The 25,410-nt window shown below is 73.2% G+C and carries 21 protein-coding genes; 14 read left to right on the plus strand and 7 right to left on the minus strand.

Going from position 1 to position 25,410, the window contains the following annotated elements:
- Positions 1 to 40 precede the first annotated feature (40 nt).
- Positions 41 to 742, plus strand: a complete 702-nt coding sequence (locus tag AB0924_RS25415; protein ID WP_358934760.1) for a GNAT family N-acetyltransferase — start codon at positions 41 to 43, stop codon at positions 740 to 742.
- On the opposite strand, the gene AB0924_RS25420 is transcribed toward AB0924_RS25415, so the two are convergent.
- The 6 genes from AB0924_RS25420 to AB0924_RS25445 form a co-directional block, all read right to left on the minus strand.
- Complete coding sequence (locus AB0924_RS25420) at positions 696 to 1,169, minus strand: hypothetical protein (protein WP_366912612.1); 474 nt, start codon at positions 1,167 to 1,169, stop codon at positions 696 to 698. The two genes, AB0924_RS25415 and AB0924_RS25420, sit on opposite strands and share 47 nt — an antisense overlap.
- 99 nt (positions 1,170 to 1,268) lie before the next feature.
- Positions 1,269 to 1,622: a hypothetical protein gene (locus tag AB0924_RS25425; RefSeq protein ID WP_358934764.1), complete on the minus strand. Its 354-nt coding sequence runs from the start codon at positions 1,620 to 1,622 to the stop codon at positions 1,269 to 1,271.
- A 217-nt stretch (positions 1,623 to 1,839) separates the two neighbouring features.
- Complete coding sequence (gene meaB / locus AB0924_RS25430) at positions 1,840 to 2,844, minus strand: methylmalonyl Co-A mutase-associated GTPase MeaB (RefSeq protein WP_358934766.1); 1,005 nt, start codon at positions 2,842 to 2,844, stop codon at positions 1,840 to 1,842.
- Between the two features lie 6 nt (positions 2,845 to 2,850).
- Positions 2,851 to 5,025, minus strand: a complete 2,175-nt coding sequence (gene scpA, locus AB0924_RS25435) for a methylmalonyl-CoA mutase (protein WP_366912613.1) — start codon at positions 5,023 to 5,025, stop codon at positions 2,851 to 2,853.
- Positions 5,025 to 6,842: a methylmalonyl-CoA mutase family protein gene (locus tag AB0924_RS25440; RefSeq protein WP_358934770.1), complete on the minus strand. Its 1,818-nt coding sequence runs from the start codon at positions 6,840 to 6,842 to the stop codon at positions 5,025 to 5,027. The genes scpA and AB0924_RS25440 overlap by 1 nt, the downstream gene beginning before the upstream one ends.
- 108 nt (positions 6,843 to 6,950) lie before the next feature.
- Positions 6,951 to 8,672 (minus strand): hypothetical protein, encoded by a 1,722-nt coding sequence (locus AB0924_RS25445; RefSeq protein WP_358934772.1) that lies wholly within the window; start codon positions 8,670 to 8,672, stop codon positions 6,951 to 6,953.
- 269 nt (positions 8,673 to 8,941) lie between these two features.
- Here AB0924_RS25445 and AB0924_RS25450 point away from each other — a divergent pair, with 269 nt between their 5' ends.
- The 10 genes from AB0924_RS25450 (at position 8,942) to AB0924_RS25495 (ending at position 20,957) form a co-directional block, all read left to right on the plus strand.
- Positions 8,942 to 9,331 carry a cell division protein SepF gene (locus AB0924_RS25450; protein WP_199212371.1) on the plus strand — a complete coding sequence of 130 codons (390 nt, stop codon included), beginning with the start codon at positions 8,942 to 8,944 and terminating at the stop codon, positions 9,329 to 9,331.
- A gap of 89 nt (positions 9,332 to 9,420) precedes the next feature.
- Positions 9,421 to 10,701, plus strand: coding sequence for an ATP-binding protein (locus AB0924_RS25455; RefSeq protein WP_366912614.1), 1,281 nt, complete (start codon positions 9,421 to 9,423; stop codon positions 10,699 to 10,701).
- Positions 10,698 to 11,042, plus strand: coding sequence for a nucleotide pyrophosphohydrolase (locus AB0924_RS25460; protein ID WP_366912615.1), 345 nt, complete (start codon positions 10,698 to 10,700; stop codon positions 11,040 to 11,042). The genes AB0924_RS25455 and AB0924_RS25460 overlap by 4 nt, the downstream gene beginning before the upstream one ends.
- Positions 11,043 to 11,221: 179 nt before the next feature.
- Positions 11,222 to 11,707, plus strand: a complete 486-nt coding sequence (locus AB0924_RS25465; RefSeq protein WP_358934779.1) for a DUF6099 family protein — start codon at positions 11,222 to 11,224, stop codon at positions 11,705 to 11,707.
- 109 nt (positions 11,708 to 11,816) lie between these two features.
- Positions 11,817 to 12,740 (plus strand): LLM class F420-dependent oxidoreductase, encoded by a 924-nt coding sequence (locus AB0924_RS25470; protein ID WP_358934782.1) that lies wholly within the window; start codon positions 11,817 to 11,819, stop codon positions 12,738 to 12,740.
- A gap of 114 nt (positions 12,741 to 12,854) precedes the next feature.
- The gene (locus AB0924_RS25475) at positions 12,855 to 14,396 is read left to right on the plus strand and encodes a 3' terminal RNA ribose 2'-O-methyltransferase Hen1 (RefSeq protein WP_366912616.1); all 1,542 of its coding nucleotides are present in this window, start codon (positions 12,855 to 12,857) and stop codon (positions 14,394 to 14,396) included.
- Positions 14,393 to 16,933: a polynucleotide kinase-phosphatase gene (locus AB0924_RS25480; protein WP_366912617.1), complete on the plus strand. Its 2,541-nt coding sequence runs from the start codon at positions 14,393 to 14,395 to the stop codon at positions 16,931 to 16,933. The genes AB0924_RS25475 and AB0924_RS25480 overlap by 4 nt, the downstream gene beginning before the upstream one ends.
- Positions 16,934 to 17,079: 146 nt before the next feature.
- Positions 17,080 to 18,303 carry an arginine deiminase gene (locus AB0924_RS25485; protein ID WP_358934789.1) on the plus strand — a complete coding sequence of 408 codons (1,224 nt, stop codon included), beginning with the start codon at positions 17,080 to 17,082 and terminating at the stop codon, positions 18,301 to 18,303.
- Between the two features lie 63 nt (positions 18,304 to 18,366).
- Positions 18,367 to 19,374 (plus strand): ornithine carbamoyltransferase, encoded by a 1,008-nt coding sequence (gene argF, locus AB0924_RS25490; protein WP_358934791.1) that lies wholly within the window; start codon positions 18,367 to 18,369, stop codon positions 19,372 to 19,374.
- Between the two features lie 137 nt (positions 19,375 to 19,511).
- The gene (locus AB0924_RS25495; protein WP_358934793.1) at positions 19,512 to 20,957 is read left to right on the plus strand and encodes an amino acid permease; all 1,446 of its coding nucleotides are present in this window, start codon (positions 19,512 to 19,514) and stop codon (positions 20,955 to 20,957) included.
- On the opposite strand, the gene AB0924_RS25500 is transcribed toward AB0924_RS25495, so the two are convergent.
- Positions 20,917 to 21,369, minus strand: coding sequence for an ATP-binding protein (locus AB0924_RS25500; RefSeq protein WP_351666646.1), 453 nt, complete (start codon positions 21,367 to 21,369; stop codon positions 20,917 to 20,919). The genes AB0924_RS25495 and AB0924_RS25500 overlap by 41 nt on opposite strands.
- Positions 21,370 to 21,688: 319 nt before the next feature.
- Here AB0924_RS25500 and AB0924_RS25505 point away from each other — a divergent pair, with 319 nt between their 5' ends.
- The 3 genes from AB0924_RS25505 to AB0924_RS25515 all read left to right on the plus strand — a co-directional run bounded on the left by AB0924_RS25505 (position 21,689) and on the right by AB0924_RS25515 (position 25,404).
- A complete protein-coding gene (locus AB0924_RS25505) occupies positions 21,689 to 22,516 on the plus strand; it encodes an enoyl-CoA hydratase family protein (protein WP_358934795.1) in 828 nt (275 codons plus the stop codon).
- Positions 22,517 to 22,521: 5 nt separating this feature from the next.
- Entirely contained in the window at positions 22,522 to 24,861 is a 2,340-nt protein-coding gene (locus tag AB0924_RS25510) for a bifunctional salicylyl-CoA 5-hydroxylase/oxidoreductase (protein ID WP_366912618.1), read from the plus strand.
- A gap of 108 nt (positions 24,862 to 24,969) precedes the next feature.
- Positions 24,970 to 25,404 (plus strand): hypothetical protein, encoded by a 435-nt coding sequence (locus AB0924_RS25515; RefSeq protein WP_358934799.1) that lies wholly within the window; start codon positions 24,970 to 24,972, stop codon positions 25,402 to 25,404.
- The last annotated feature ends 6 nt before the right edge of the window (positions 25,405 to 25,410 follow it).

The following is a 25,410-nucleotide window of genomic DNA, read 5'->3' on the forward strand; positions in this document are numbered from 1 at the left end:
GGCGACCGAGCCGCGCGCGCCGGACGAGAGGGACAGCACGATGGTGAACCGCGAGGCCGTGGTACTCGACGACCCGGTGGGCGAGTCGCTCCGCGGCCACCACGCCCATCTCGCCCGCCGGTTCGGCCGGGCCGCCGGCTACCTGCCGGACGTGGCGACCTTCTGCGCCGTGTCCGCCGACCCGGACCCGGCCGAATGGGCCGACCTGGCCCGGCTGCTCGGTCCCGGTGAACTCGCCGACATGTTCAGCTGCCCGGCCGCTCCGCCGCCGGACTGGGAGCCGGTCTTCACCCTGGAGGGCCGCCAGATGACCTGGCCCGGCGGCCGGTCCGCGCCCCCTCGCCCGGAGGCCGGCGCGGAGGTGCTCGAACTGGGTCCGGACAGCGTGCCCGAGATGCTCTCCCTCGTCGAGCGGACCCGCCCGGGGCCGTTCCGGCCGCGCACCCCCGAACTGGGCACCTACCTGGGCATCCGGGACAACGGCAGACTGGTGGCGATGGCCGGGGAACGGCTGCGGCCCCCGGGCTGGACCGAGATCAGCGCCGTCTGCACCGCCCCCGAGGCACGCGGCCGGGGCCACGCCGCCCGGCTGATCGAGGCGCTCGTCGCCCGTGTCGTGGAACGCGGCGAACGTCCCTTCCTGCACGTGGCGGAGGCGAACACGGGCGCGATCGCCCTCTACGAGCGACTGGGGTTCACGTCCCGCGAGCGCGTGACCTTCCGCGGCTTCCGCACTCCGTGACGCTCCCGGGCGCACCGGGTACGACACTCCCCGCTGCCAGCCGCAGCGCGCGGCGCCCGGGCCCCGCCGGGGTGATCAGGGCGGCGGTCGTCAGGGCGGCCCAGCCCAGGGCGGTGACGACGGCGCCCGCCCGCCGGAACCGGCCGGGTAGCGCGGTGCCGAAGAGGACCGCGTCCCCGACGTCCGAGGCGATGCGCACGGCGGAGGCCGTGACCAGCGCCGGGCCCCGGGGAGCGACGGCCATCGCCAGCCCGCTCACGGCGTCCCGCACCGCCAGGGGGCGCAGCACCGCGGCGGTGTGCGGGCCCACGTCACCGTCCGGATCGACCAGCCCGCAGGGCCTGGCGAGCAGGTCCGGCCGGTACGCCGTCGCCGCTCCGTAGGCGAGGGTCGCCGCCCCGATGATCCGCAGTAGTCCGGTGCGCACTGTCGACACCTCCACACGTCGGCCACCTGCGTGTCCAGGCACCGGGTACCCGTGTCGCCCCGGCTCAGCCACGCGGCGGCAGCCCTCGTGACCGGGTCCTCACGCCGCCGCCGTCAGCGCGGTGGCCGTGGCGATCGCGGTGTCGGCGCGGGCGTGGATGACCAGGCGTGTACCGGCCGTGTCGGCGCCGGCCTCGAGCAGCCGCCGTAGGGGGGCGCTGTGGGTGGCGACGGACATCACCAGGCCGAGCCGGCTGCACAGACGGTGGCTGCGCAGCACCACGGCGACCGCCGTTTCGGCCCCGGCGTCCCCGTCGAGGACGACGACGAGGGCGACCGGCCTGTGTCCCTCGACCAGAGCGCTGATCTGGTCGAGCAGCGCGGCCCGGCCGCCGACGCCGGGATCGTCGTGCAGCGTGATGACGAGCACGCCCCGGACGAGTGAGTGGGACATCCCCACGGCTGTTCATCTCCCCTGTGCGGCCTGTGCGGCCTGTGCGGCCTGTGCGGCCTGTGCGGTCAAATGGTTCCTATTCGGACTACCCCCTCCCGCGGGGACGATGCGACGCTTCCCGCGGCGACGACGGCGCCGCCGCGGGAAGCGTCCTCGCCGCCCGCTCCACGCGCGAGACCGCGAGACGACGGGCAGCCCACAGATCCGCCGCCGGGGCTCACTGCCCCGGCGCCGGGTCCCGCCGTCCCCCGAACGCCCGCAGGATGCCCTCCGCCGCCAGGGTCGCCGTCAACGTGCCGTCCCTCACCTGCTGTTCGAGGGCGGGGGCGGCCTCGCGCACGGCCGGATCCGCGTGCAGCCGGCCCAGCAGCTCGTCCCGGACCATCGACCAGGTCCAGTCGACCTGCTGGTCCCGCCGCTTGGCGGCGAGCCGGCCGGTGGAGTCCAGCAGCGTACGGTGCTGCTCCAGCCGCTCCCAGACCACGTCCAGGCCGGCCGACTCGCGGGCGCTGCAACTGAGCACCGGCGGCGTCCAGAAGGCGTCCTTGCCGTGCATCAGCCGCAGCGCACCGGCCAGTTCGCGGGCCGCCGCCCGCGCGTCCCGCTCGTGCGGGCCGTCGGCCTTGTTGACGGCGATCACGTCGGCCAGTTCCAGCACGCCCTTCTTGATGCCCTGGAGCTGGTCGCCGGTGCGGGCCAGGGTGAGCAGCAGGAAGGAGTCGACCATGTCGGCGACCGCCGTCTCCGACTGGCCGACGCCGACGGTCTCCACCAGGATGACGTCGTACCCGGCGGCCTCCATCACCACCATCGACTCCCGGGTGGCCTTCGCGACCCCGCCCAGCGTGCCCGCGCTGGGGGAGGGCCGCACGAAGGCGTCCGGGTCGACCGCGAGGCGCTCCATCCGCGTCTTGTCACCCAGGATCGAACCGCCGGTGCGGGTGGAGGAGGGGTCCACGGCGAGGACGGCCACCCGGTGCCCCAGCGAGGTCAGCAGCGTGCCGAACGCGTCGATGAACGTCGACTTGCCGACGCCCGGCACACCGCTGATGCCGATCCGCCGCGCCCGGCCGCTGTGCGGAAGCAGCTCGGTGAGCAACTCCTGCGCCAGCGCCCGGTGCTGCGGCCGGGTGGACTCGACCAGCGTGATGGCGCGGGCCACCAGGGCCCGCCTGCCGTCGAGCACACCCTTCACATACGTGTCGAGATCGATCGCTGCCATACGCGGCTACAGTTCGTGGCCGAGGCTGGCCGACAGCCGCTTCACCAGGTCGTACGCCGCGTCCGGGATCACCGTCCCGGGCGGGAACACGGCCGTGGCGCCCATCTCCAGCAGGGTCGGCACGTCCTGCGGCGGGATCACCCCGCCGACCACGATCATGATGTCCTCGCGGCCCTCCTCGGCGAGCTTCTCCTTCAGCGCCGGTACCAGCGTGAGGTGACCGGCGGCCAGCGAGGACACCCCGACCACGTGCACGTCCGCCTCGACCGCCTGCCGGGCGACCTCCTCCGGCGTCTGGAACAGCGGGCCGACGTCGACATCGAAGCCGAGGTCGGCGAACGCGGTCGCGATCACCTTCTGGCCGCGGTCGTGGCCGTCCTGGCCCATCTTGGCGACCAGGATGCGCGGCCGGCGCCCCTCGGCCTCGTCGAAGGCGTCCACCAGGGCACGGGTGCGGTCCACGGAAGGGGACTCGCCGGCTTCGTTGCGGTACACCCCGGAGATGGTACGGATCTGGCTCGCGTGCCGGCCGTACACCTTTTCCAGGGCGTCGGAGATCTCACCGACGGTCGCCTTGGCGCGGGCCGCGCGCACGGCCAGCTCCAGCAGGTTGTCGCCGCCGTCGGCGGCCCGGGTGAGCGCGTCCAGGGCGTCCCGGCAGGCCTGCTCGTCCCGCTCCGCGCGCAGCCGCCGCAGCTTCTCGATCTGCTGGGCGCGCACCGAGGAGTTGTCGACCTTCAGGACTTCGATCTGCTCGTCGCTGTCCACCCGGTACTTGTTGACGCCGATCACCGGCTGGCGGCCGGAGTCGATGCGGGCCTGGGTGCGGGCCGCCGCCTCCTCCACGCGCAGCTTGGGGATGCCGGCGTCGATGGCCTGCGCCATGCCGCCCGCCTGCTCCACCTCCTGGATGTGCGCCCAGGCCTTGCGGGCGAGGTCGTACGTCAGCCGCTCCACGTACGCGCTGCCGCCCCACGGGTCGATGACCCGGGTGGTGCCCGACTCCTGCTGGATGAGGAGCTGGGTGTTGCGGGCGATGCGCGCCGAGAAGTCGGTGGGCAGCGCCAGCGCCTCGTCGAGGGCGTTGGTGTGCAGCGACTGGGTGTGGCCCTGGGTCGCCGCCATCGCCTCGACGCACGTGCGCGTGACGTTGTTGAACACGTCCTGCGCGGTCAGCGACCAGCCCGAGGTCTGCGAATGGGTGCGCAGCGACAGGGACTTGCTGTTCTTCGGCTCGAACTGCGAGACCAGCCTGGCCCACAGCAGGCGGGCCGCCCTGAGCTTCGCGACCTCCATGAAGAAGTTCATGCCGATCGCCCAGAAGAACGACAGCCGGGGCGCGAACGCGTCCACGTCCAGACCGGCCTCACGGCCCGCGCGGATGTACTCCACACCGTCCGCGAGGGTGTACGCCAGCTCCAGGTCGGCCGTCGCACCGGCCTCCTGGATGTGGTACCCGGAGATGGAGATGGAGTTGTAGCGGGGCATCCGCTGCGAGGTGTACGCGAAGATGTCGGAGATGATCCGCATCGACGGCTTCGGCGGATAGATGTAGGTGTTGCGGACCATGAACTCCTTCAGAATGTCGTTCTGAATGGTTCCGGCCAGCTTCTCGGGCGGTACGCCCTGCTCCTCCGCCGCCACGATGTACAGCGCGAGGATCGGCAGCACCGCGCCGTTCATGGTCATCGACACGGTCATCTTGTCGAGCGGAATCCCGTCGAACAGCTGCCGCATGTCGAGAATCGAGTCGATGGCCACGCCCGCCATGCCGACGTCGCCGGTCACCCGGGGGTGGTCGCTGTCGTAACCCCGGTGTGTGGGCAGGTCGAAGGCGACCGACAGGCCCTTCTGGCCGGCCGCCAGGTTGCGCCGGTAGAAGGCGTTGGACTCCTCCGCGGTGGAGAAGCCCGCGTACTGGCGGATCGTCCAGGGCTGGTTGACGTACATCGTCGGGTAGGGGCCGCGCAGGTACGGCGCGATGCCCGGGAACGTGCCGAGGAAGTCCAGGCCCTCCAGGTCACGGCCGGTGTACAGCGGCTTGACCCCGATGCCCTCCGGGGTCTCCCACAGCGGCTCCTCGCTCCCGGTCGCCCGCTTGACGGCCGTGCGCCACTCCTCGGCGCCGCCGTCGACGGCCGGCGTCCCCAGCTCGATGCCGGAGAAGTCGGGGATTCCCATCAGGACACTCCCATGCGGTCGAGGGTCGCGGACAGCACGTCGATGGCGTCGCAGCCCGCGAAGACGTACGAGTCGACGCCCGGGTGCTCGGCCGGGCGGCCCGCCAGGAACACGTGCCGGGCGCCGGCCGCGCGCAGCGACTCGGCGGCCTCGGCGGCGCGTTCGGCGTAGACGGCGTCGCTGGAGCACAGCACCGCCTCGGTGGCACCGCTGTCCTCGAAGGCGCCCTCGGTGACCGGTTCGATGCCGCCCGCCTGGAACAGGTTCGCGGCGAACGTCGAGCGCGCGGTGTACTCGGCGGGCGAGCCGAGGGCGGCCAGGAAGATCCTCGGCCGGGCACCGGTGGCCGCCAGGTGGGCGTCGGAGCGGGCCCGCAGGGCCTCGAACGCCTCGTCGCGGCGCACCCGGGGCAGTCCGCCGGAGGGCGGTTCGGGCGCCGGTTCGCGCTCCACCGGCTTCTCGCCCAGCAGCGGGAACTCGCTGACACCGGTGATGGGCTCGCGCCGCTTGGCGAGCTTCTTGGAGCGCTCCGCCCAGGTCGTCGCCAGGTCCGTGCGGATCCGGCCCGAGCGCAGGCAGGCGGCCTGGCCGCCGTCCCGCTCGATCGACCGGAAGTACGCCCAGGCGGCCTGGGCGAGTTCCTCGGTCAGCCGCTCCACGTACCAGGAGCCGCCCGCCGGGTCGATGACCCGGGCCAGGTGGGACTCCTCCAGCAGGATCGTGGAGGTGTTGCGCGCGATACGGCGGGCGAACGCGTCCGGCAGGCCCAGTGCGTGGTCGAACGGCAGCACGGTCACCGAGTCGGCGCCGCCGACCCCGGCGGCCAGCGTGGCCACCGTAGCGCGCAGCATGTTCACCCACGGGTCACGGCGGGTCAGCATCACCGGCGAGGTCACCGCGTGCTGGACCTGCGCGCCCGCCTCCGGGGCCCCGGCCACCTCGGCGACCCGCGCCCACAGCCGGCGCGCCGCGCGCAGCTTGGCGATGGTCAGGAACTGGTCGGCGGTGGCCGCGTAGCGGAACTCCAGCTGGCCGCAGGCCGCCTCGACCGGCAGTCCGGCCTCGGTCAGCGCCCGCAGGTAGGCCACGCCGGTGGCGAGGGAGGCGCCCAGCTCCTGCGCGGCCGAGCCGCCCGCCTCGTGGTACGGCAGCGCGTCCACGGTCAGCGCGCGCAGGCCGGGGTGGGTCCCTACGCAGCGTTCGGCGAGGGCGGCGAAGGGGGCCGTGTCCAGCGGGGTGCCGGTGCGGGCCTCGTGGCCGAGCGGGTCGCCGCCCAGACCGCCGCGCACCGCCGCGGGGTCGACGCCCTTCTCCTCGTACAGCCGCAGCAGTGCCTCGGCCGCCGCCTCGGTGTCGCGCCCGGCGTCGAGGACGACCGGGGCCAGGTCGAGGAAGACCCCGTCGAGCGTCCGGCCGAGTTCGGAGACCGGGATGCCGCCCTCGCCGAGCACCAGCCACAGCGAGGTGACGCCGTTCTCCAGGTCGGCCAGCACCGCGCCGTCCGCGCCGCCGCCGAGCGCCGTGTGCCGCTGCCGTACGTCCCAGCCGCCGTCCGTGTTGCCCTCGGGGCGGCCGCCGCGCACATACGGGGCGAAGCCGGGCAGGCCGGGGTCGGGCGCGGCGTCGCGCGCGGTGTACAGGGGCCGGGTGCGCAGCCCGTCCTCGAGCGTCGTGGACAGGGCGTCCTCAACTGCCGCGCCCGAGACTTCCTTGCCCGACTTGCGCAGCACACCCTCGACCAGGCGGTGCCACTGCTCGTGTGTCGCGTCAGGGAACTCGGCGGCCAGTGAGAGCCCGTCGTCAGGCAGGACCGTCATGCTCGGATGCTAGGGCAGGGTGCTCATGTGACAGCGGGGCGAGGGCTGTGACGTTTCCCTCTCTGCGGCTGTGACCTGCACCTCGCCCGGCCCCGGCCGCCCGGTTTCCTACCGTTCGGACGGCTTCCCCCGGCCCAGTTCGGACGGCCGCAGGTCCCGGGTGGAGAGCGTCTGCGGGTCCCCCGTGAAGGCGCGCAGACGCAGCTTGGCGCCCACCGCGTCCGGCAGCGTGAACCTGCCGGACGGTGCCCGCAGTTCGACGGACGCCGTGGAGTGCGCGGCGATCGTGGCCGGACCGCGCGTGAGGGTCCAGTATCTGCTCATCCCGTGGCTGGTGGTGAGCATGTAGTGCGGGGTGAGCGCGGTGCCCCCGGAGTTGGTCACCCTCAGGCTCAGGCCGGACAGCGACTGCGCCGTGGCCCGCCGCGCCGCCGTCACGTCCATCCGCAGCGGCGGCCGGCCCGTCGCCGCGAGGGCCGCGCTCACCAGCGCGGGCAGCACCAGCAGGGCGGCCGCCCCGGCCAGCGCCGGCCGGCGGCGCGGGCCCCGGAGCCACCGCGGGCGCGGCTGCCAGGCGTTCGCGAAGTCCGACAGCGGCACGGTGACCGCCGCCGCGAGCCACAGCGGGGTCATCATCAGGTAGTAGCCGTCCTGGGACCGGGTAGCCACGTAGAAGGCGCACCACGGCAGGACCGTCGCCGCCGGGCCCAGCCGCCGTACGAACAGCACGTACAGCGCCAGCAGCGCGGCGGCGAGCAGCGCGCTCGCGTGGCCGTACCGGTCGAGGTGGTCGCTGCCGTGCGTGAAGTACAGCGAGACGTCCACCAGGCCCTGCCCGTGCAGCACCGCGCCCTGGGTCAGGGGCAGCGCGACACCGTCGAGCCAGGGTCCCGGCTCGTGCACGATGAAGTACGTGTTGACCAGCAGCCATGTCGTCGCGGCGATCCCGAGGATCCGCGCGCAGACCGCGGTGGCCGCCCGTCCGCCCAGTTCGCCGCGGCGCACCGCGTGGATGCCGGCCAGCAGGAACGGCGCCACGAACCAGGGCAGTTGCTGGGTCGCGCAGGCGGCGCCCAGGCACACGGCCCGGGCGATCCCCGGCGTGCCGAGCCGCCCGCCCCTGCCGATGCGCGGCCAGCCCACCACCACCGGGATCAGGAGCACCATGGCCGGGATCGCCGGATAGCCCGAACGGGCGTACCCCGGCAGGAATCCGAAGCCGAGGCAGACCATCGTCGCCGCCGAGCGCCAGGGCACCGGCAGCAGCCGCCACAGCAGCACCGCGCCGGTGACCAGCGCGATCGTCGCCGCCGCCGTCGCCGGAGCGCCGCCGCCGCCCACCCACAGCAGGGGCGCGGCCAGCAGCGGGGCGAGCGGGGGATAGCCGTACGTGAAGTCGTAACCCCCCTCTATCGTCGGCGTCAGCGCGACGTTCGGGCCGTGGAACAGCCAGGGCCAGGGCTGCCCGTACACCGGGTGCCCGGCGACCAGTTCCCGCGCGGCCTGGGCGGTGAGGACCGCCTCGTCGCCGCCGGCGTGGTTCAGCCACCAGGCGCAGGCGGTGAGCGTGAGGGCGGTCAGCAGCACCATGAGGTCGAGGCGGGCCAGCGAGCGCGTCCGGCGGACCGTCAGGGCGAGGACCCCGCCGGTCAGGATCGAGACGTAGCAGAGCGAGACGACCGCCACGAGGAACAGGTTGTGGGTCGCCGCCTGTGACCACAGGGACCGGGTCCCGATGAAGAGGCTCACGTCGGCGAGCAGGGTCAGGACCCGGTGCCACTGCGCGGGGCCGCGGAGGTCGTCGGTGTGGCGTCCCGGGGCGGTGGACATCGCCGGCCCTGTCCACCGCCCGGGTGCCACCGCTTGTGTTTCTGCCAAGTGCACGGCATCGGACGCTAGTGGCGGCCGGTGAGCGAGGCGGGGAACGACATGAAGAGACCGGTGTGAGGGCGGTAAGAGGGGGGTTTATTCGTACATGTGCCGGAAGGAACAGGACGCTTGAGCGGTCGCGCAGTGTGTCGCTGTTGGGCTGAACGGGTGACTTGGCGTAAGAATTGGCTGGTGCAGGCATTGGGTGCGAGTCAGGTCAGGTGGAGCCGGTGAGCCGTTACGACGTCACCGATGAACAGTGGGAAGGGCTCGCCCAGGTCGTGCCGCTGCGGGGCCGGGACGCCTGGCCGTCCGCGGTGCGCCACCGTTCGCTGCCGGACGCCGAGACCGAGACGCGGCGCCGGTTCGTCGTCCTGCGGGTCAACGTCTTCGCGGACGCCCGGGAGGTCGCCGAGACGCTGATGGCCGGGGTGCCGGTGCTGCTGGACCTGTCCGGCGCGGAGGGCGACGTCGCCAAGCGGGTCCTCGACTTCAGCACGGGCGTCGTCTTCGGCCTGGGCAGCGGGATGCACCGGGTCGACCGCAACGTCTTCCTGCTGACGCCGCCCGGCACCGAGGTGAGCGGGCTGATGGAGGGCGCGGGGATGGCCGGCGGCTGAGGCCGCCGCCGCGGGGATGGTCCCCCGATCGTAGGAAGGTGTGGCGGACAAAACGGTTCGCCGTCCCGGCGGAGCCCTACCGTCCGCATATGGCCGTCCCTCCCGTGTCCACCGGTTCCCCGCCGCCCTCCGCGCCCCTGGAACCGCCGTCCGAGCCCCACGGTCCGCCGCCCGCCGCCCCGGAGGAGTCCCCCCGGGTGCCGGGGCAGGGCGGGCCGTTCGCGGGCGGCACGGGGGAGCGGCCCCCCGGCACGCTCGACGTGCGCGCCCGCGTCACCGAGTTGCGGCTGTCCGCCTTCGCCGGGCACCGGCGGGCCGCGTTCCCACTGGGCGCCGTCACCCTGTTCGCCGGGCCGAGCGGAACGGGCAAGTCGACCGCGCTCGCGGCGTACGAGGCGCTCGCCCGGCTCGGCGGCGGGGCTGCGCTCGACGAGGTCTTCCCGGAACCGGAGGCGTGGGTGCCGGAACGGGCGCGGCCCGACGCGCAGCGGCGCCGGGGTTTCCGGATCGGCTGCACAGCCGACGGCGCCGAGGGGCCGGTCCGGCTCGACGTCGCCGTACAGGCCGAGCCGGAACTGCGGATCGTGGGCGAACGGCTGACGGCGGACGGTGTGGTCCTGCTGGAGACCGCCCTGCGCGACCCGGGCCGCCGGGCCGTCCAGGCCGCCTGGCACACCGCGGGCACCTCCCCGGTGACCCGTGCCCCGCTCCCCGACGACCTGCTCGGCACCCCGCTGCTGCCGCTGCGGGTGGCCGGCAAGACCGACGGGCAGCGGCGGGTGCTCGCCGCCGCCGAACAGATGGTCGTAGCCCTGCGCTCGGTCTTCGCCTGCGACCCGCGCCCCGAGTGCATGCGCGCCCCCGTTCCCACCGGCTCGGGACGTCTCCTGCCCGGCTGCGACAACCTCGCCGACGTGCTGTGGCGCACCCGGTCCGAGTGCGGCCGCCGGCACGCCGCGCTCGTGGAGGCGCTGCGCGGCGGCTGCGCGGGCCCGGTGGCCGACCTGGTCCCGGAGCCGCTGGCCGGTGGCACCGTACGGGCGCTGCTCGACCGGGGCGACGGCTTCCGCACCGAGCTGGCCCGGCTCGGCGACGGCGAGCTGCGCTACGTCGCGCTGGCGCTGGTGCTGCTGACCGGGCCCGGCGTGCTGGCCGTGGACACACCCGGCGAGGTGCCCGACGCGCTGCGCACCCTCACCGTGCTCGCCGACGGCTTCGACCGCGGCCTCGACCCGGCCCAGCGGCGCGCGCTGCTGCGGACGGCGGCCCGGATGGGCGAGCGGGGCCACATCCGCTGCGTCGGCGCCGTCAGCGACGCCTCCTGGGCCGTGGGGACCGAGGGGGTCACCGTGGTACACCTGAGGCCGTGACGGAACACCCCGACCTGGCCGGACTCCAGCGCAGGCTGGCCGAGTTCGCCGCCGCGCGCGACTGGCAGCCCTACCACACGCCCAAGAACCTGGTGGCCGCGCTCAGTGTGGAGGCCTCCGAACTGGTCGAGATCTTCCAGTGGCTGACGCCCGAGGAGTCGGCCCGGGTGATGGACGACCCGGGCACCGCGCACCGGGTCCGGGACGAGGTCGCCGACGTCCTCGCCTATCTCCTCCAGCTGTGCGAGGTCCTCGGCGTCGACCCGCTGGCCGCCCTGTCCGCCAAGATCGACCGCAACGAGGAGCGCTTCCCGGGCCCGGGGCCGGACGCCGCCGGCTGACGGAGCGCCATCCTCCGCTATCACTCTGCGGAGTCACGGCGCGCCCCGAATCCGAATTGTTGTCCACAATTTCCCGTCCATCTCTGGCTTTACGTCTCAGGCGCCCTCACTCTGGGTAGTGAACAAGGGAGTTCACGCGGGCGCGCGAGGACGCACGGCGGACTGGACGGGGGCAGCGCATGGATGCGGTGCGACTCATCGGGACGAGCAGGCGGGCCCTGGCCCAGGGCACCGACCGGCCCGAGATCATGGCCGAGGTGTGGCAGGCGCAGGCCCTGGCCCAGGCGATCGGCAGCCGCCTCGCGGTGTCGGGTCCGCCGGAGCTGCGGGGCGAGGCGCTGGGCCTGACCGAACTGGCGGGCCGGGGCTGCGGCGTCCTGGACGCCCCGGAACTCGACCCGGGCGACCTGCGCGCCGCCCAGCTCACCGAACTGGACGACGCCCGGCAGACCCTGCTCTGCCTCGGCGGCCTGCTCGGCGAGGTCGGCATGGCGCTGGTCGGCATGGCCAGCTCCGCCGCCGACGAGACGGCGTACTGGCAGTGCATGGAGGCCATCGACGCGGCGGACGAGTCCCGGGACCGGGTCCTGGAGATGCTGCGCAAACTGGCCGCACGGGTGGAGGTGTTACCCGAGGGCGCGGAGGACAGCCCGCAGGGTGTGTGACCGGCCGGACCCACTCCGCGCCCGCGACCACGTGATTCACCTGATCGGGACGGTCGTGCCCGGCGGTACCGATGAGGTTGGCGGGGCCGGGGCCGTGCAGGATGGTTGTATGGACCTTCGAATCTTCACCGAGCCCCAGCAGGGGGCCACGTACGACACCTTGCTCACCGTGGCGAAGGCCACCGAGGATCTTGGCTTCGACGCGTTCTTCCGCTCCGACCACTACCTCCGGATGGGCAACGTGGACGGCCTGCCCGGCCCCACGGACGCCTGGATCACGCTGGCCGGCCTGGCCCGTGAGACCAAGCGCATCCGCCTGGGCACCCTGATGACGGCCGGCACCTTCCGCCTGCCCGGCGTGCTCGCCATTCAGGTCGCCCAGGTCGACCAGATGTCCGGCGGGCGGGTCGAACTGGGCCTCGGCGCGGGCTGGTTCGAGGAGGAGCACAAGGCGTACGGCATCCCGTTCCCCAAGGAGAAGTTCGCGCGCCTGGAGGAGCAGCTCGAGATCGTCACCGGGCTGTGGGCCACCAAGACCGGCGAGACCTTCGACTTCCACGGCACCTACTACGACCTCACCGACTCGCCCGCGCTGCCCAAGCCCGCCCAGGAGAGGATCCCGGTGCTCATCGGCGGCCACGGCGCCACCCGCACCCCGCGCCTCGCCGCCCGCTACGCCGACGAGTTCAACATCCCGTTCGCCTCCGTCGAGGACAGCGAGCGGCAGTTCGGCCGGGTGCGCGCCGCCGCCGAGGAGGCGGGCCGCGGAGCCGGTGCCCTGACCTACTCCAACGCGCTGGTGGTGTGCGTCGGCCGGGACGACCAGGAGGTCGCCCGCCGCGCCGCCGCGATCGGCCGCGAGGTGGACGAACTGAAGGCCAACGGCCTGGCCGGCTCGCCGGCCGAGGTGGTCGACCGGATCGGCCGCTACGCCGAGACCGGCTCCACCCGTATCTATCTCCAGATCCTCGACCTCGACGACCTGGACCACCTGGAACTGATCTCCTCCCAGGTCCAGACCCAGCTGTCCTGACCCCGGGCCCCCGGCCCACCTCTTGGGCCCCTCCGCGCCGAACCGGGCGGAGGGGCCGCTCCGTCCCGGAAAACCACTGGTCGACGGGGTGCGCCAGCGGGGAGACTCGGACATGTGTTCCTGACGATCTCCACACGCGGCGACGCCGCCCACCCGGCCACCGACCTCGGGTACCTGCTGCACAAGCATCCCGACAAGGCGCAGACCTTCTCCACCTCCCACGGCACCGCCCACGTGTTCTACCCACAGGCGGACGCCGAGCGCTGCACGGCCGCGCTCATGCTGGAGGTCGACGCGGTCGCGCTGGTGCGGCGGAGCAAGGGCAGGGGCCGCGGCGGAGCGCCCGACGCGGCACTCGCGCAGTACGTCAACGACCGCCCCTACGCGGCCTCCTCGCTGCTCGCGGTCGCGCTGAGCGGCGTCTTCTCCAGCGCCCTGCGGGGCGTGTGCAAGGCCCGCCCGGAGCGGGCCGACGCGCCCCTGCCGCTGCGCGTCGAGGTACCCGCGCTGCCCGCCCGCGGCGGCCCGGACCTCGTACGGAAGCTGTTCGCGCCGCTGGGCTGGACGGTGACCGCCGAACCCGTCCCGCTCGACACCGAGTTCCCCGAGTGGGGCGACTCGCGCTACGTCCGGCTGGTCCTGGAGTCGGAGGCGCTGACCCTCGCCGAGGCGCTGCGTCATCTGTACGTCCTGCTGCCCGTCCTCGACGACGCCAAGCACTACTGGGTCGCCTCCGACGAGGTGGACAAGCTGCTGCGCGCCGGTGAGGGCTGGCTGCCCACGCACCCGGAGCAGAAGCTGATCACCAGCCGCTACCTCTCCCGCCGCTGGTCGCTGACCCGGCAGGCGATGGAGCGTCTTGAACTGGTGCGGCTGGCCGAGGCCGACGACAGCGAGGTCGAGGCGATCGACAACGCGGTCCCGCAGGACTCCGGGGCCGAGGACGAGGAGAAGCCGGCTCCCCTCGCCGTGCTGCGGCGCGAGGCGATCCTCGCCGCCCTCCGCGACGCCGGCGCCGCCCGGGTCCTCGACCTGGGCTGTGGCCAGGGCCAGTTGGTGCAGGAGCTGCTCAGGGACGTGCGGTTCACCGAGATCGTCGGCGTCGACGTCTCGGTGCGGGCTCTGGCCATCGCCTCGCGCCGGCTCAAGCTGGACCGCATGGGGGAGCGGCAGGCGGCCCGGGTGAACCTCGTCCAGGGCTCGCTCGCCTACACCGACAAGCGGCTCAAGGGCTACGACGCTGCCGTGCTCAGCGAGGTGATCGAGCACCTCGACCTGCCCCGGCTGCCCGCCCTGGAGTACGCGGTGTTCGGGCACGCCCGCCCGCGCACGGTCGTCGTGACCACCCCGAACGTCGAGTACAACGTCCGCTGGGAGACACTGCCCGCCGGACACGTCCGGCACGGCGACCACCGCTTCGAGTGGACCCGCGAGGAGTTCCGCGCCTGGGCGGCGGCCGTGGCCGGACGGCACGGTTACGAGGTCGGGTTCGTCCCCGTCGGGCCGGACGATCCCGAGGTCGGGCCGCCCACCCAGATGGCCGTCTTCCACGTGCGGACGGAGAAGACCGAGAAGACCGAGAACGCCGAGAAGACCGAGAAGGCCGAAGAGAGCGACGGCGCCGAGAAGGCCGAGAAGGAGGCGAAGGCGGCATGACCGAGACACCCACGGGACGGGTCCTCCCCGTCACCGACCTCTCCCTCGTCGTCCTCGTCGGCGCCTCCGGTTCCGGCAAGTCCACCTTCGCCCGCCGGCACTTCAAGCCGACCGAGGTGATCTCCTCGGACTTCTGCCGCGGCCTCGTCTCCGACGACGAGAACGACCAGAGCGCGTCGCGGGACGCCTTCGACGTGCTGCACTACATCGCCGGCAAGCGGCTCGCCGCCGGCCGCCGCACCGTCGTCGACGCCACCAGCGTGCAGCAGGACGGCCGCCGCCAGTTGATCGAGCTGGCCCGGAAGTACGACGTGCTGCCCATCGCCATCGTGCTCGACGTCCCGGAGAACGTGTGCGCCGAGCGCAACGCGGCCCGCACCGACCGCGCCGACATGCCCCGCCGGGTCATCCAGCGGCACATCCGCGAACTGCGCCGCTCGCTGCGGCACCTGGAGCGCGAGGGCTTCCGCAAGGTGCACGTCCTGCGCGGGGCCGAGGAGGTCGAGGGCGCCACCGTCGTCACCGAGAAGCGGTTCAACGACCTGACCCACCTCACCGGCCCCTTCGACATCATCGGCGACATCCACGGCTGCGCGGCCGAGCTGGAGGCCCTGCTCGCCAAGCTGGGCTACGCCGACGGCGTGCACCCCGAGGGCCGTACCGCCGTGTTCGTCGGCGACCTCGTCGACCGCGGCCCGGACACCCCGGGCGTGCTGCGCCGGGTGATGTCGATGACCGCGTCCGGCAACGCGCTGTGCGTGCCGGGCAACCACGAGAACAAGTACGGCCGCCACCTCAAGGGCCGCAAGGTCCAGCACACCCACGGGCTCGCCGAGACCATCGAGCAGATGGCGGGCGAGAGCGAGGAGTTCAGGGCCGAGGTGCGCCGCTTCCTGGACGGGCTGGTCAGCCACTACATCCTCGACGGCGGCCGGCTGGTCGTCTGCCACGCGGGCCTGCCCGAGAAGTACCACGGCCGCACCTCCGGGCGGGTGCGCTCGCACGCCCTGTACGGCGAGACCACCGGCGAGACCGACGAGTTCGGGCTGCCCGTGCGCTACCCGTGGGCGGAGGACTACCGCGGCCGGGCCGCCGTGGTGTACGGCCACACCCCGGTACCGGAGGCGACCTGGCTGAACAACACCATCTGCCTGGACACCGGCGCGGTGTTCGGCGGCAAGCTGACCGCGCTGCGCTGGCCGGAGCGCGAGCTGGTCGACGTACCGGCCGAGCGGGTCTGGTACGAGCCCGCCAGGCCGCTGCGCAGTGAGGCGCCCGGCGGACAGGACGGACGGCCGCTGGACCTGGCGGACGTGCACGGCCGCCGGGTGGTGGAGACCCGGCACTCGGGCCGGGTCGCGGTCCGGGAGGACAACGCGGCCGCGGCGCTGGAGGTCATCAGCCGCTTCGCGGTCGACCCGCGCCTGCTGCCGTACCTGCCGCCGACCATGGCGCCGACGGCCACCTCGGACGTCGAAGGCTACCTGGAGCACCCGGCCGAGGCGTTCGCGCAGTACGCGGCGGACGGCGTCGCGCGGGTCGTGTGCGAGGAGAAGCACATGGGCTCGCGCGCGGTGGCGCTGGTGTGCCGGGACGCGGAGGCGGCGCGCGGGCGGTTCGGTGTGGAGGGCCCCACCGGCGCCCTGTACACCCGTACCGGACGGCCGTTCTTCGACGACGGGAAGGTGACCGAGGAGATCCTCGGCCGGCTGCGCTCGGCGGTCTCGGAGGCCGGCCTCTGGGACGAGCTCGACACGAACTGGCTGCTGCTGGACGCCGAGCTGATGCCGTGGTCGCTGAAGGCCTCGGGTCTGCTGCGCAGCCAGTACGCGGCGGTCGGCGCCGCGTCCGGCGCGGTGTTCCCGGACGCCCTCGCCGCCCTGGAGGCCGCCGCGGCCCGTGGCACGGACGTGGGCGGGCTGCTGGACCGCCAGCGCGGTCGGGCCGCGGACGCGGCCGCGTTCACCGACGCATACCGCCGCTACTGCTGGACCACCGACGGCCTGGAAGGGGTCCGTCTCGCGCCGTTCCAGATCCTGGCCGTCCAGGGCCGCAGCCTCGCCGCGCTCCCGCACGACGGGCAACTGGCCCTGATCGACCGGATGGTGGAGCACGACGGCACCGGACTGCTGCGGACCACCCGGCGGCTGTACGTCGACACGGGCGACGCCGACTCGGTCCGCGCCGGCGTCGACTGGTGGCTGGAGATGACCGGCCGCGGCGGCGAGGGCATGGTCGTCAAGCCGCTCGGCGCGCTGGTGCGCGACGGCGAGGGCCGGCTGGTGCAGCCCGGCGTCAAGTGCCGGGGCCGCGAGTACCTGCGGATCATCTACGGCCCGGAGTACACGCGCCCCGACAACCTCACCCGCCTGCGTGCCCGTTTCCTGGGCCACAAGCGGTCGCTGGCGATCCGCGAGTACGCCCTCGGCCTGGAGGCGCTGGACCGGCTCGCGGACGGCGAGCCGCTGTGGCGGGTGCACGAGGCGGTGTTCGGGGTGCTCGCCCTGGAGTCGGAGCCGGTCGACCCGCGGCTGTGAGCGGTGGGAGGGAGCCCCGCGCGTGGCCGGCTACGCGCGGGACTCCGTCTCAGCGGGCCCCTTTCGTGTCAGGGGGACGAAAACAGGACGAGGCGGAAACGGCCGAGAAGAGCGTGAAGGCGGGCACCGGTGGCCAGGATGGAGGCATGGCATACCACGTCCACTCCGAGGCCGGGCAGCTCCGCCGGGTGATCCTGCACCGGCCCGACCTCGAGCTCAAAAGGCTCACCCCCAGCAACAAGGACGCCCTGCTCTTCGACGACGTGCTGTGGGTGCGCCGGGCGCGCGCCGAGCACGACGGATTCGCGGACGTCCTGCGCGACCGGGGGGTCGCCGTCCACCTCTTCGGCGACCTGCTCACCGAGACCCTGGAGATCCCGGAGGCCCGCGCCCTCGTCCTGGACCGCGTCTTCGACGAGAAGGAGTACGGTCCCCTCGCCACCGGCCCGCTGCGGGCCGCCTTCGACCGGATGGCCTCCGGCGAGCTGGCCGAGGCGCTGGTCGGCGGCATGACCAAGCGGGAGTTCCTGGACGGTCACGCCGAGCCCGCCTCCGTCCGCTTCCACGTCATGGACCTGGACGACTTCCTGCTCCGCCCGCTGCCCAACCACCTCTTCACCCGGGACACCTCGGCCTGGATCTACGACGGCGTCTCCATCAACGCCATGCGCCGGCCGGCCAGGCAGCGGGAGACCGTGCACTTCGAGGCGATCTACCGGCACCACCCGCTGTTCCGTGACGAAACGTTCCATGTGTGGTCCCGGGGGCAGGCCGACTACCCCTCCACCATCGAGGGCGGCGACGTCCTGGTGATCGGCAACGGCGCCGTCCTGATCGGCATGAGCGAGCGCACCACCCCGCAGGCGGTGGAGATGCTGGCGCACGAGCTGTTCGCGGCGGGGTCCGCGCACACCATCGTCGCGCTCGACATGCCCAAGCGGCGGGCCTTCATGCACCTGGACACGGTGATGACCATGGTCGACGGCGACACCTTCACCCAGTACGCCGGGCTCGGCATGCTGCGCTCGTACACCATCCAGCCGGGCGACGGGGAGCGCGAGCTCAAGGTCACCGACCATCCGCCCGAGCACATGCACCGCGCCATCGCCGCCGCGCTGGGGCTCGGTGAGATCCGGGTGCTCACCGCCACCCAGGACGTGCACGCCGCCGAGCGCGAGCAGTGGGACGACGGCTGCAACGTGCTCGCCGTCGAGCCGGGCGTCGTCATCGCCTACGAACGCAACGCCACCACCAACACCCACCTGCGCAAACAGGGCATCGAGGTGATCGAGATCCCGGGCAGCGAGCTGGGGCGCGGCCGGGGCGGGCCGCGGTGCATGAGCTGCCCCGTGGAGCGGGCGCCTGTATAGAAATGTGGAGCATCGTATAGACTTCCAAAAGTCCCGAGTACCCCGTACCCCTGGAGCGCCCCCATGGCGACTGTCCCGACCGCCCTCGCCGGCCGCCACTTCCTCAAGGAGCTGGACTTCACCGAGGCCGAGTTCCGCGGTCTGGTCGAGCTGGCCGCGGAGCTGAAGGCGGCGAAGAAGGCCGGGACCGAGACCCAGTACCTGCGCGGCCGCAACATCGCGCTGATCTTCGAGAAGACCTCGACGCGCACCCGCTGCGCGTTCGAGGTCGCCGCCGCCGACCAGGGTGCCACCACGACGTACCTCGACCCGGCCGGCTCGCAGATCGGGCACAAGGAGTCCGTGAAGGACACCGCCCGCGTCCTCGGCCGGATGTTCGACGCGATCGAGTACCGCGGCGACAGTCAGGCCAAGGTCGAGGAGCTGGCCGCGTACGCCGGTGTGCCCGTCTACAACGGGCTCACCGACGACTGGCACCCCACCCAGATGCTGGCCGACGCGCTCACCATGGCCGAGCACAGCACCCGGCCGCTGCGGGAGACCGCCTTCGCCTACCTCGGCGACGCCCGCTTCAACATGGGCAACTCCTACCTGGTCACCGGCGCCCTGCTCGGCATGGACGTACGAATCGTCGCCCCGAAGTCCTACTGGCCCGCCCAGGAGATCGTCGACCGCGCCCGCGAGCTGGCCGAGTCCAGCGGTGCCCGGATCACCCTCACCGAGGAGATCGCCGAGGGCGTCGCGGGCGCCGGCTTCGTCGCCACCGACGTGTGGGTCTCCATGGGCGAGCCCAAGGAGGTCTGGGACGAGCGGATCGCCGCCCTCGGCCCCTACGCCGTGACCATGGACGTCCTGCGCGCCACCGGCGATCCGGACGTGAAGTTCCTGCACTGCCTGCCCGCCTTCCACGACCTCGGCACCAAGGTCGGCCAGGAGATCCACGAGACCCACGGCCTGACCTCCCTGGAGGTGACCGACGAGGTGTTCGAGTCCGCCCACTCGGTCGTCTTCGACGAGGCGGAGAACCGGCTGCACAGCATCAAGGCGATCCTGGTCGCGACCCTCGCCTGACCCACCGCCCCACGCGGACACTTGCCCCACCCGCTTCACCTGGCCTTATCCTGAACGGCGGCCCGGACCACCCCCTCCCGGCCGCCGCCGCGCCCCCACCGGGGCGCCCGCACCACCAGAAACGAGCACCACCCCCCATGCCCGCTCACCGCATCAAGTCCCCGCAACTGCTCGTCGCCGAGTCCGGCGCCGACCGCGAGGGCCACGGCCTCAAGCGCACGATGGGCCTCTTCCAGCTCATCTGCTTCGGCGTCGGCGCCATCGTCGGCACCGGCATCTTCGTCGGACTCTCCGACTCCGTCGCCCAGGCCGGCCCCGCCGTCGTCATCTCCTTCGTCCTCGCCGCGATCACCTGCGTCTTCACCGCGCTCTCCTTCGCCGAGCTGGGCGGCGCGATCCCGGTCTCCGGCTCCTCGTACTCCTTCGCCTACGCGGGCCTCGGCGAGTCCACCGCCTTCCTGGTCGGCTGGTGCCTGCTGCTGGAGTACGGCGTCTCCATCTCGGCGGTCGCGGTCGGCTGGAGCGAGTACGTCAACGAGCTCCTGCACAGCCTCACCGGCCTGCAGCTGCCGGCCGCGCTGTCCGCGGGTCCGGGCGACGGCGGGATCGTGAACCTGCCCGCCGTGATCGTCATCGCCATGGCGTCCGTGCTGCTGGTGCGCGGGGTGCGGGAGAGCGCCCGGGCGACCGCCGCGATGGCCGCCGTGAAGCTCGTCATCCTGCTGGCCTTCTGCGCCGTCGGCTACAGCGCCTTCAAGCACGGCAACCTGACCCCGTTCTCCCCGGCCGGCCTCGGCGGCATCGGCGCGGGCACCACCGCCGCCTTCTTCTCCTACATCGGCTTCGACGCGATCACCACGGCCGGTGAGGAGGCGAAGAACCCGCGCCGGGACATCCCCGTCGCGATCCTCGTCTGCATGGGCCTGGTCACCCTGCTCTACTGCGCGGTCGCGCTCGCCGCGATCGGCGCCATCGGCGGCAAGCAGGTCGCCGGCCGGCCCGCGGCGCTGTCGTACGTCGTCAACGAGGTCACCGGCTCCGCCATCGGCGGCGGTGTCATCGCCTTCGGCGCGGTCGTCGCCATCGCCTCCGTCGTGCTGGCCGTGATGTACGGCCAGACCCGCATCCTGATGTCGATGTCCCGGGACGGCCTGATCCCGCGCGTCTTCGAGAAGGTGTCGCCGCGCACCTCCACCCCGGTGGCCGGCACGCTGATCGTCGCGGTCGTCTTCGCGGTCCCGGCGGCCTTCGCCTCCCTGGACGCCGTGATGAACCTGTGCACCATCGGCACACTCGCGATCATGGCCGTCGTCAACATCGCGGTGATCACCCTGCGCCGCCGCGAGCCGGGCCTGAGCCGCAGCTTCCGGGTGCCGCTCTACCCGGTCGGACCGCTGCTCGGCGTCGCCTTCTGCCTGTACCTGATGTACGAGACCGGCTGGCGGACCTGGATCCAGTTCGCGGTGTTCCTCGTGGTGGGCCTCGCGGTCTACGCCGCCTACGGGCGCCGGCACTCCACGCTGGCCCAGGCGTCCCCCGAGGTCACGCCGGACGCCGCTGACCGGGAACCACTGGCAGTCTGAACCACACCGCCTTGCCCGAAGCGGTCGGGCGGTGACCGCAGGACGAGCTGAGGGCGCGGATCAGCAGCAGCCCGCGCCCGCCCTCCTGCCAGGGGTCGGGCTCCTCGATCACCGGACGGGTGAGATGCCCCGGCGGCGCCGGGTCCGGGTCGTGCACCTCGACCTGGCAGCCGCCCGGCCGCAGCTCCACCACCAGCTCGATCGGGCCGCGCCCGGCGGTGTGCTCCACCGCGTTGGCCACCAGCTCCGCCGTCAGCAGCTCGGCGGTGTCACTGTCGGCCGCGTGCTCCACCTCCGCCAGGGCCGACCGGACCAGGGCACGCGCCACGGGCACCGCCGCGGTCGTGTGCGGCAGCGCGATGCGCCAGGAGGCCGATTCGGCGGGGCGTTCGTACAAGGCGAGTCCGTTCATGGAGCAGGCTGTCCTGCTTTCAACCGTAGAAATGGTACGGGCCCGGCCACGAGGACCGTCGGCGGGCACCGCGCGGGGCCGCTCAGCCCCGCCACCGGCGGCCTACCCGCCGGGGCGCCCCGCCTCGCCCTGCCGGGCCCACTGTTACGCGGCTGTGGACGACCGGTGACGCGTGTGACGGGACCGGGCCCGTCCCGGAGCAGGTTGTCGCGCTATCGTGACGACAGTCACGAACAGGTGATAGCTTCATGGGGTACCGCACCGTGAGGCACCACCGCAGCAACGTGAGGCACCGCCCCCCTCCAGGAGGCCGCACGTCATGAGTCCCTTCACCGGCTCCGCCGCCCGCACCTCCACGTGGGAGCACCTGCGGGTCCAGCTCGACGACGGTGTCGCCACCGTCACCCTCGCCCGCCCCGACAGGCTCAACGCCCTCACCTTCGGCGCCTACGCCGACCTGCGCGACCTGCTCGCCGAGCTGTCCCGGGAGCGGTCGGTCCGCGCCCTGGTGCTGGCCGGTGAGGGCCGCGGCTTCTGCTCCGGCGGAGACGTGGACGAGATCATCGGCGCCACCCTGTCCATGGACACCGCCCAGCTCCTCGACTTCAACCGGATGACCGGGCAGGTGGTCCGGGCGATCCGGGAGTGCCCGTTCCCGGTGATCGCCGCCGTGCACGGCGTGGCCGCGGGCGCCGGCGCCGTGCTCGCCCTGGCGGCCGACTTCCGCGTCGCGGACCCCTCGGCCCGGTTCGCCTTCCTCTTCACCCGCGTCGGCCTCTCCGGCGGCGACATGGGCGCGGCCTACCTGCTGCCCCGCGTCGTCGGGCTCGGTCACGCGACCCGGCTGCTGATGCTGGGCGAACCGGTGCGCGCGGCGGAGGCCGAGCGGATCGGCCTGATCAGCGTGACGGCGGAGGAGGGCCACACGGACGGGACGGCGCGGGACCTGGCCCGCCGCCTGGCCGACGGACCCGCCCTGGCGTACGCCCAGACCAAGGCGCTGCTCACGGCCGAGCTGGACATGCCGCTGGCCGCGTCGATCGAGCTGGACGCCTCGACCCAGGCCCTGCTGATGAACGGCGAGGACTACGCGGAGTTCCACGCCGCCTTCCAGGAGAAGCGGCCGCCGAAGTGGCGGGGGAGGTAGCCGCGATGGCCGGCCGCCCCCTGCGCGTGGCGATCACCGGCGGGGGCCCCGGCGGTCTCTACGCGGCCGCACTGCTGAAACGGCTCGATCCCGCCCGGGAGGTCACCGTCTGGGAGCGCAACGCCCCCGACGAGACCTTCGGCTTCGGCGTGGTCCTCTCCGACGAGACCCTGGGCGGCATCGAGCACGCCGACCCCGTGGTCCACGAGGCCCTGCGGCGCGACTTCGTCCGCTGGGACGACATCGACATCGTCCACCGGGGCACCCGCCACACCTCCGGCGGACACGGCTTCGCCGCGCTCGGCAGGCGCCGGCTGCTGGAGATCCTGCACGAGCGCTGCCGCTGCCTGGGCGTGGACCTCCGCTTCCGCACCGCGGCACCGCCTGTCGCCCGGCTCGCCGAGGAGTACGACCTGGTCGTCGCCGCCGACGGAGTCAACAGCACCACCCGCGACGCCCACGCCCACGCGTTCCGGCCCCGGGTGACCGCCCACCGCTGCCGCTACATCTGGCTGGCGGCCGACTTCGCCTTCGAGGCCTTCCGCTTCGAGATCGCCGAGACCGAGCACGGCGTCATGCAGCTGCACGCCTACCCGTTCGCCCGCCCGTCTCCCGACCACCACCCCTCAACGAGGCCCTCCGGGCCGCCGAACCGACTCGGCGCCTCCACCGTGATCGTGGAGATGCGCGAGGAGGTCTGGCGGGCCGCCGGATTCGACGAGGCCGAGCCGCGGGAGTCCGTCGAGCGCTGCGCGAAGATCTTCGCCGACGCCCTCGGCGGACGGCCGCTGCGCTCCAACAAGTCGGTGTGGACGACCTTCCGCACGGTGGTCAACGAGCGCTGGTCCGACGGCAACGTCGTCCTCCTCGGCGACGCCGCCCACACCGCCCACTTCTCCATCGGCTCCGGCACCAAGCTCGCCGTGGAGGACGCGCTGGCGCTGGCCGCGTGCGTCGAGGAACAGCCCGACATGCCCAGCGCACTGGCCGCCTACGAGGAGGAGCGCAAGCCCGTCGTCGCCTCCACCCAGCGGGCCGCCCGGGCCAGCCTGGAGTGGTTCGAGAACCTGGAGCGCTACCTCGGCCAGCCGTCCCGCCAGTTCGCCTTCAACCTGCTCACACGCAGCCGCCGGGTCACCCACGGCAACCTCCGGCTGCGCGACGCGCACTTCACCGGTGCCGTCGAGCGGGAGTTCGGCTGCCCGCCGGGCACGCCCCCCATGTTCACCCCGTTCCGGCTGCGCGGACTGACCCTGCGCAACCGGGTCGTGGTGTCGCCCATGGACATGTACTCGGCCGACGACGGCGTCCCCGGCGACTTCCACCTCGTCCACCTGGGCGCCCGCGCCCTCGGCGGGGCCGGCCTGGTGATGACCGAGATGGTGTGCGTGAGCGAGGAGGGCCGGATCACCCCCGGCTGCGCCGGCCTCTACACCGGCCGGCAGGGCGAGGCATGGCGGCGGATCACCGACTTCGTGCACCACCGGGCACCGGGCACCGCGATCGGCGTCCAGCTCGGCCACAGCGGCCGCAAGGGCTCCACCCGGCTGATGTGGGAGGGCATGGACGAACCGCTGCCCGACGGCAACTGGCCGCTGGTGGCCGCCTCCCCGCTGCCCTACAAGCCGGACGGCCAGACCCCGCGCGGCCTCACCCGCGCCCAGCTGACCGACATCCGGGAGCAGTTCGCCGCGGCCGCCGGGCGGGCCGCGCGGGCCGGCTTCGACCTGCTCGAACTGCACTGCGCCCACGGCTATCTGCTCTCCGGCTTCCTCTCCCCGCTCACCAACCTCCGCACCGACGCCTACGGCGGCTCGCCCGAGAACCGGCTGCGGTTCCCGCTGGAGGTCTTCGACGCCGTGCGCGCGGTGTGGCCGGCCGACCGGCCCATGACCGTGCGGATCTCCGCCACCGACTGGGCCGAGGGCGGCACCGGCGCCGAGGACGCGGTCGGGATCGCCCGGGCCTTCGCGGCGCACGGCGCCGACGCGATCGACGTCTCCACCGGGCAGGTGGTGGCCGAGGAGCGGCCGGAGTTCGGGCGCTCGTACCAGACTCCGTTCGCCGACCGCATCCGGCACGAGGTCCGCGTCCCGGTGATCGCGGTCGGCGCGATCTCCTCCTGGGACGACGTCAACTCCCTGATCCTCGCCGGGCGTACGGACCTGTGCGCGCTGGCCCGGCCGCACTTGTACGACCCGCACTGGACGCTGCACGCGGCCGCCGAGCAGGGCTACGAGGGGCCCGGCGTGGCCTGGCCCGACCCCTACCGGGCGGGCAGCAGGCGGCCGCAGACCGGCCGCACGGACGCGCCGAAACCCCGGCTGTCGCTCGGCGGACGATGACGAGGACGGCGAGGAGGAGCCGCGCGGTACCGGTCACACGCCTTCCACGTGATCCGCACGGTTCCTGAACCGCTTGTTCCGCTTCGGCTGGCTACGTTCGGTTGGTCCATGCCGGAGACGAGAGAGACCGAGACCGCGATGAACGACACCAGGCCCCTGCCCGAGCCCCCCGGATACGGTTACGGCGGCCCCCCGGCCCCTGAGCCGCAGTACGCGGAGCCCGCCTACCGGTCCGCCGGCCCCGGCCGGCAGCGCCGCGGGGACGGCTCGGGCACCCGGCGCACCGCTCTGATCATCCACACCGTCGCCGACGTCGCGGCGGCGTTCCTGGGGCTGTGGATCCTGCTGTACCTGCTGGAGGCCAACCACGCGAACATCTTCGTGGGTTTCGTGGAGGGTGTGGCCGACGCGCTGGCCTGGTGGTCGCAGGACATCTTCACGATGGACACGGAGAACCTCCGGGTGCTGCTCAACTACGGACTTCCCGCCGTGCTCTACCTCGCGGTCGGGCACGGCATCGCGCTGCGGCTGCGCCGCTTCTGACCCGCA

This window comes from Streptomyces sp. NPDC047869 (genome assembly GCF_040704065.1).
Taxonomy (GTDB): domain Bacteria; phylum Actinomycetota; class Actinomycetes; order Streptomycetales; family Streptomycetaceae; genus Streptomyces.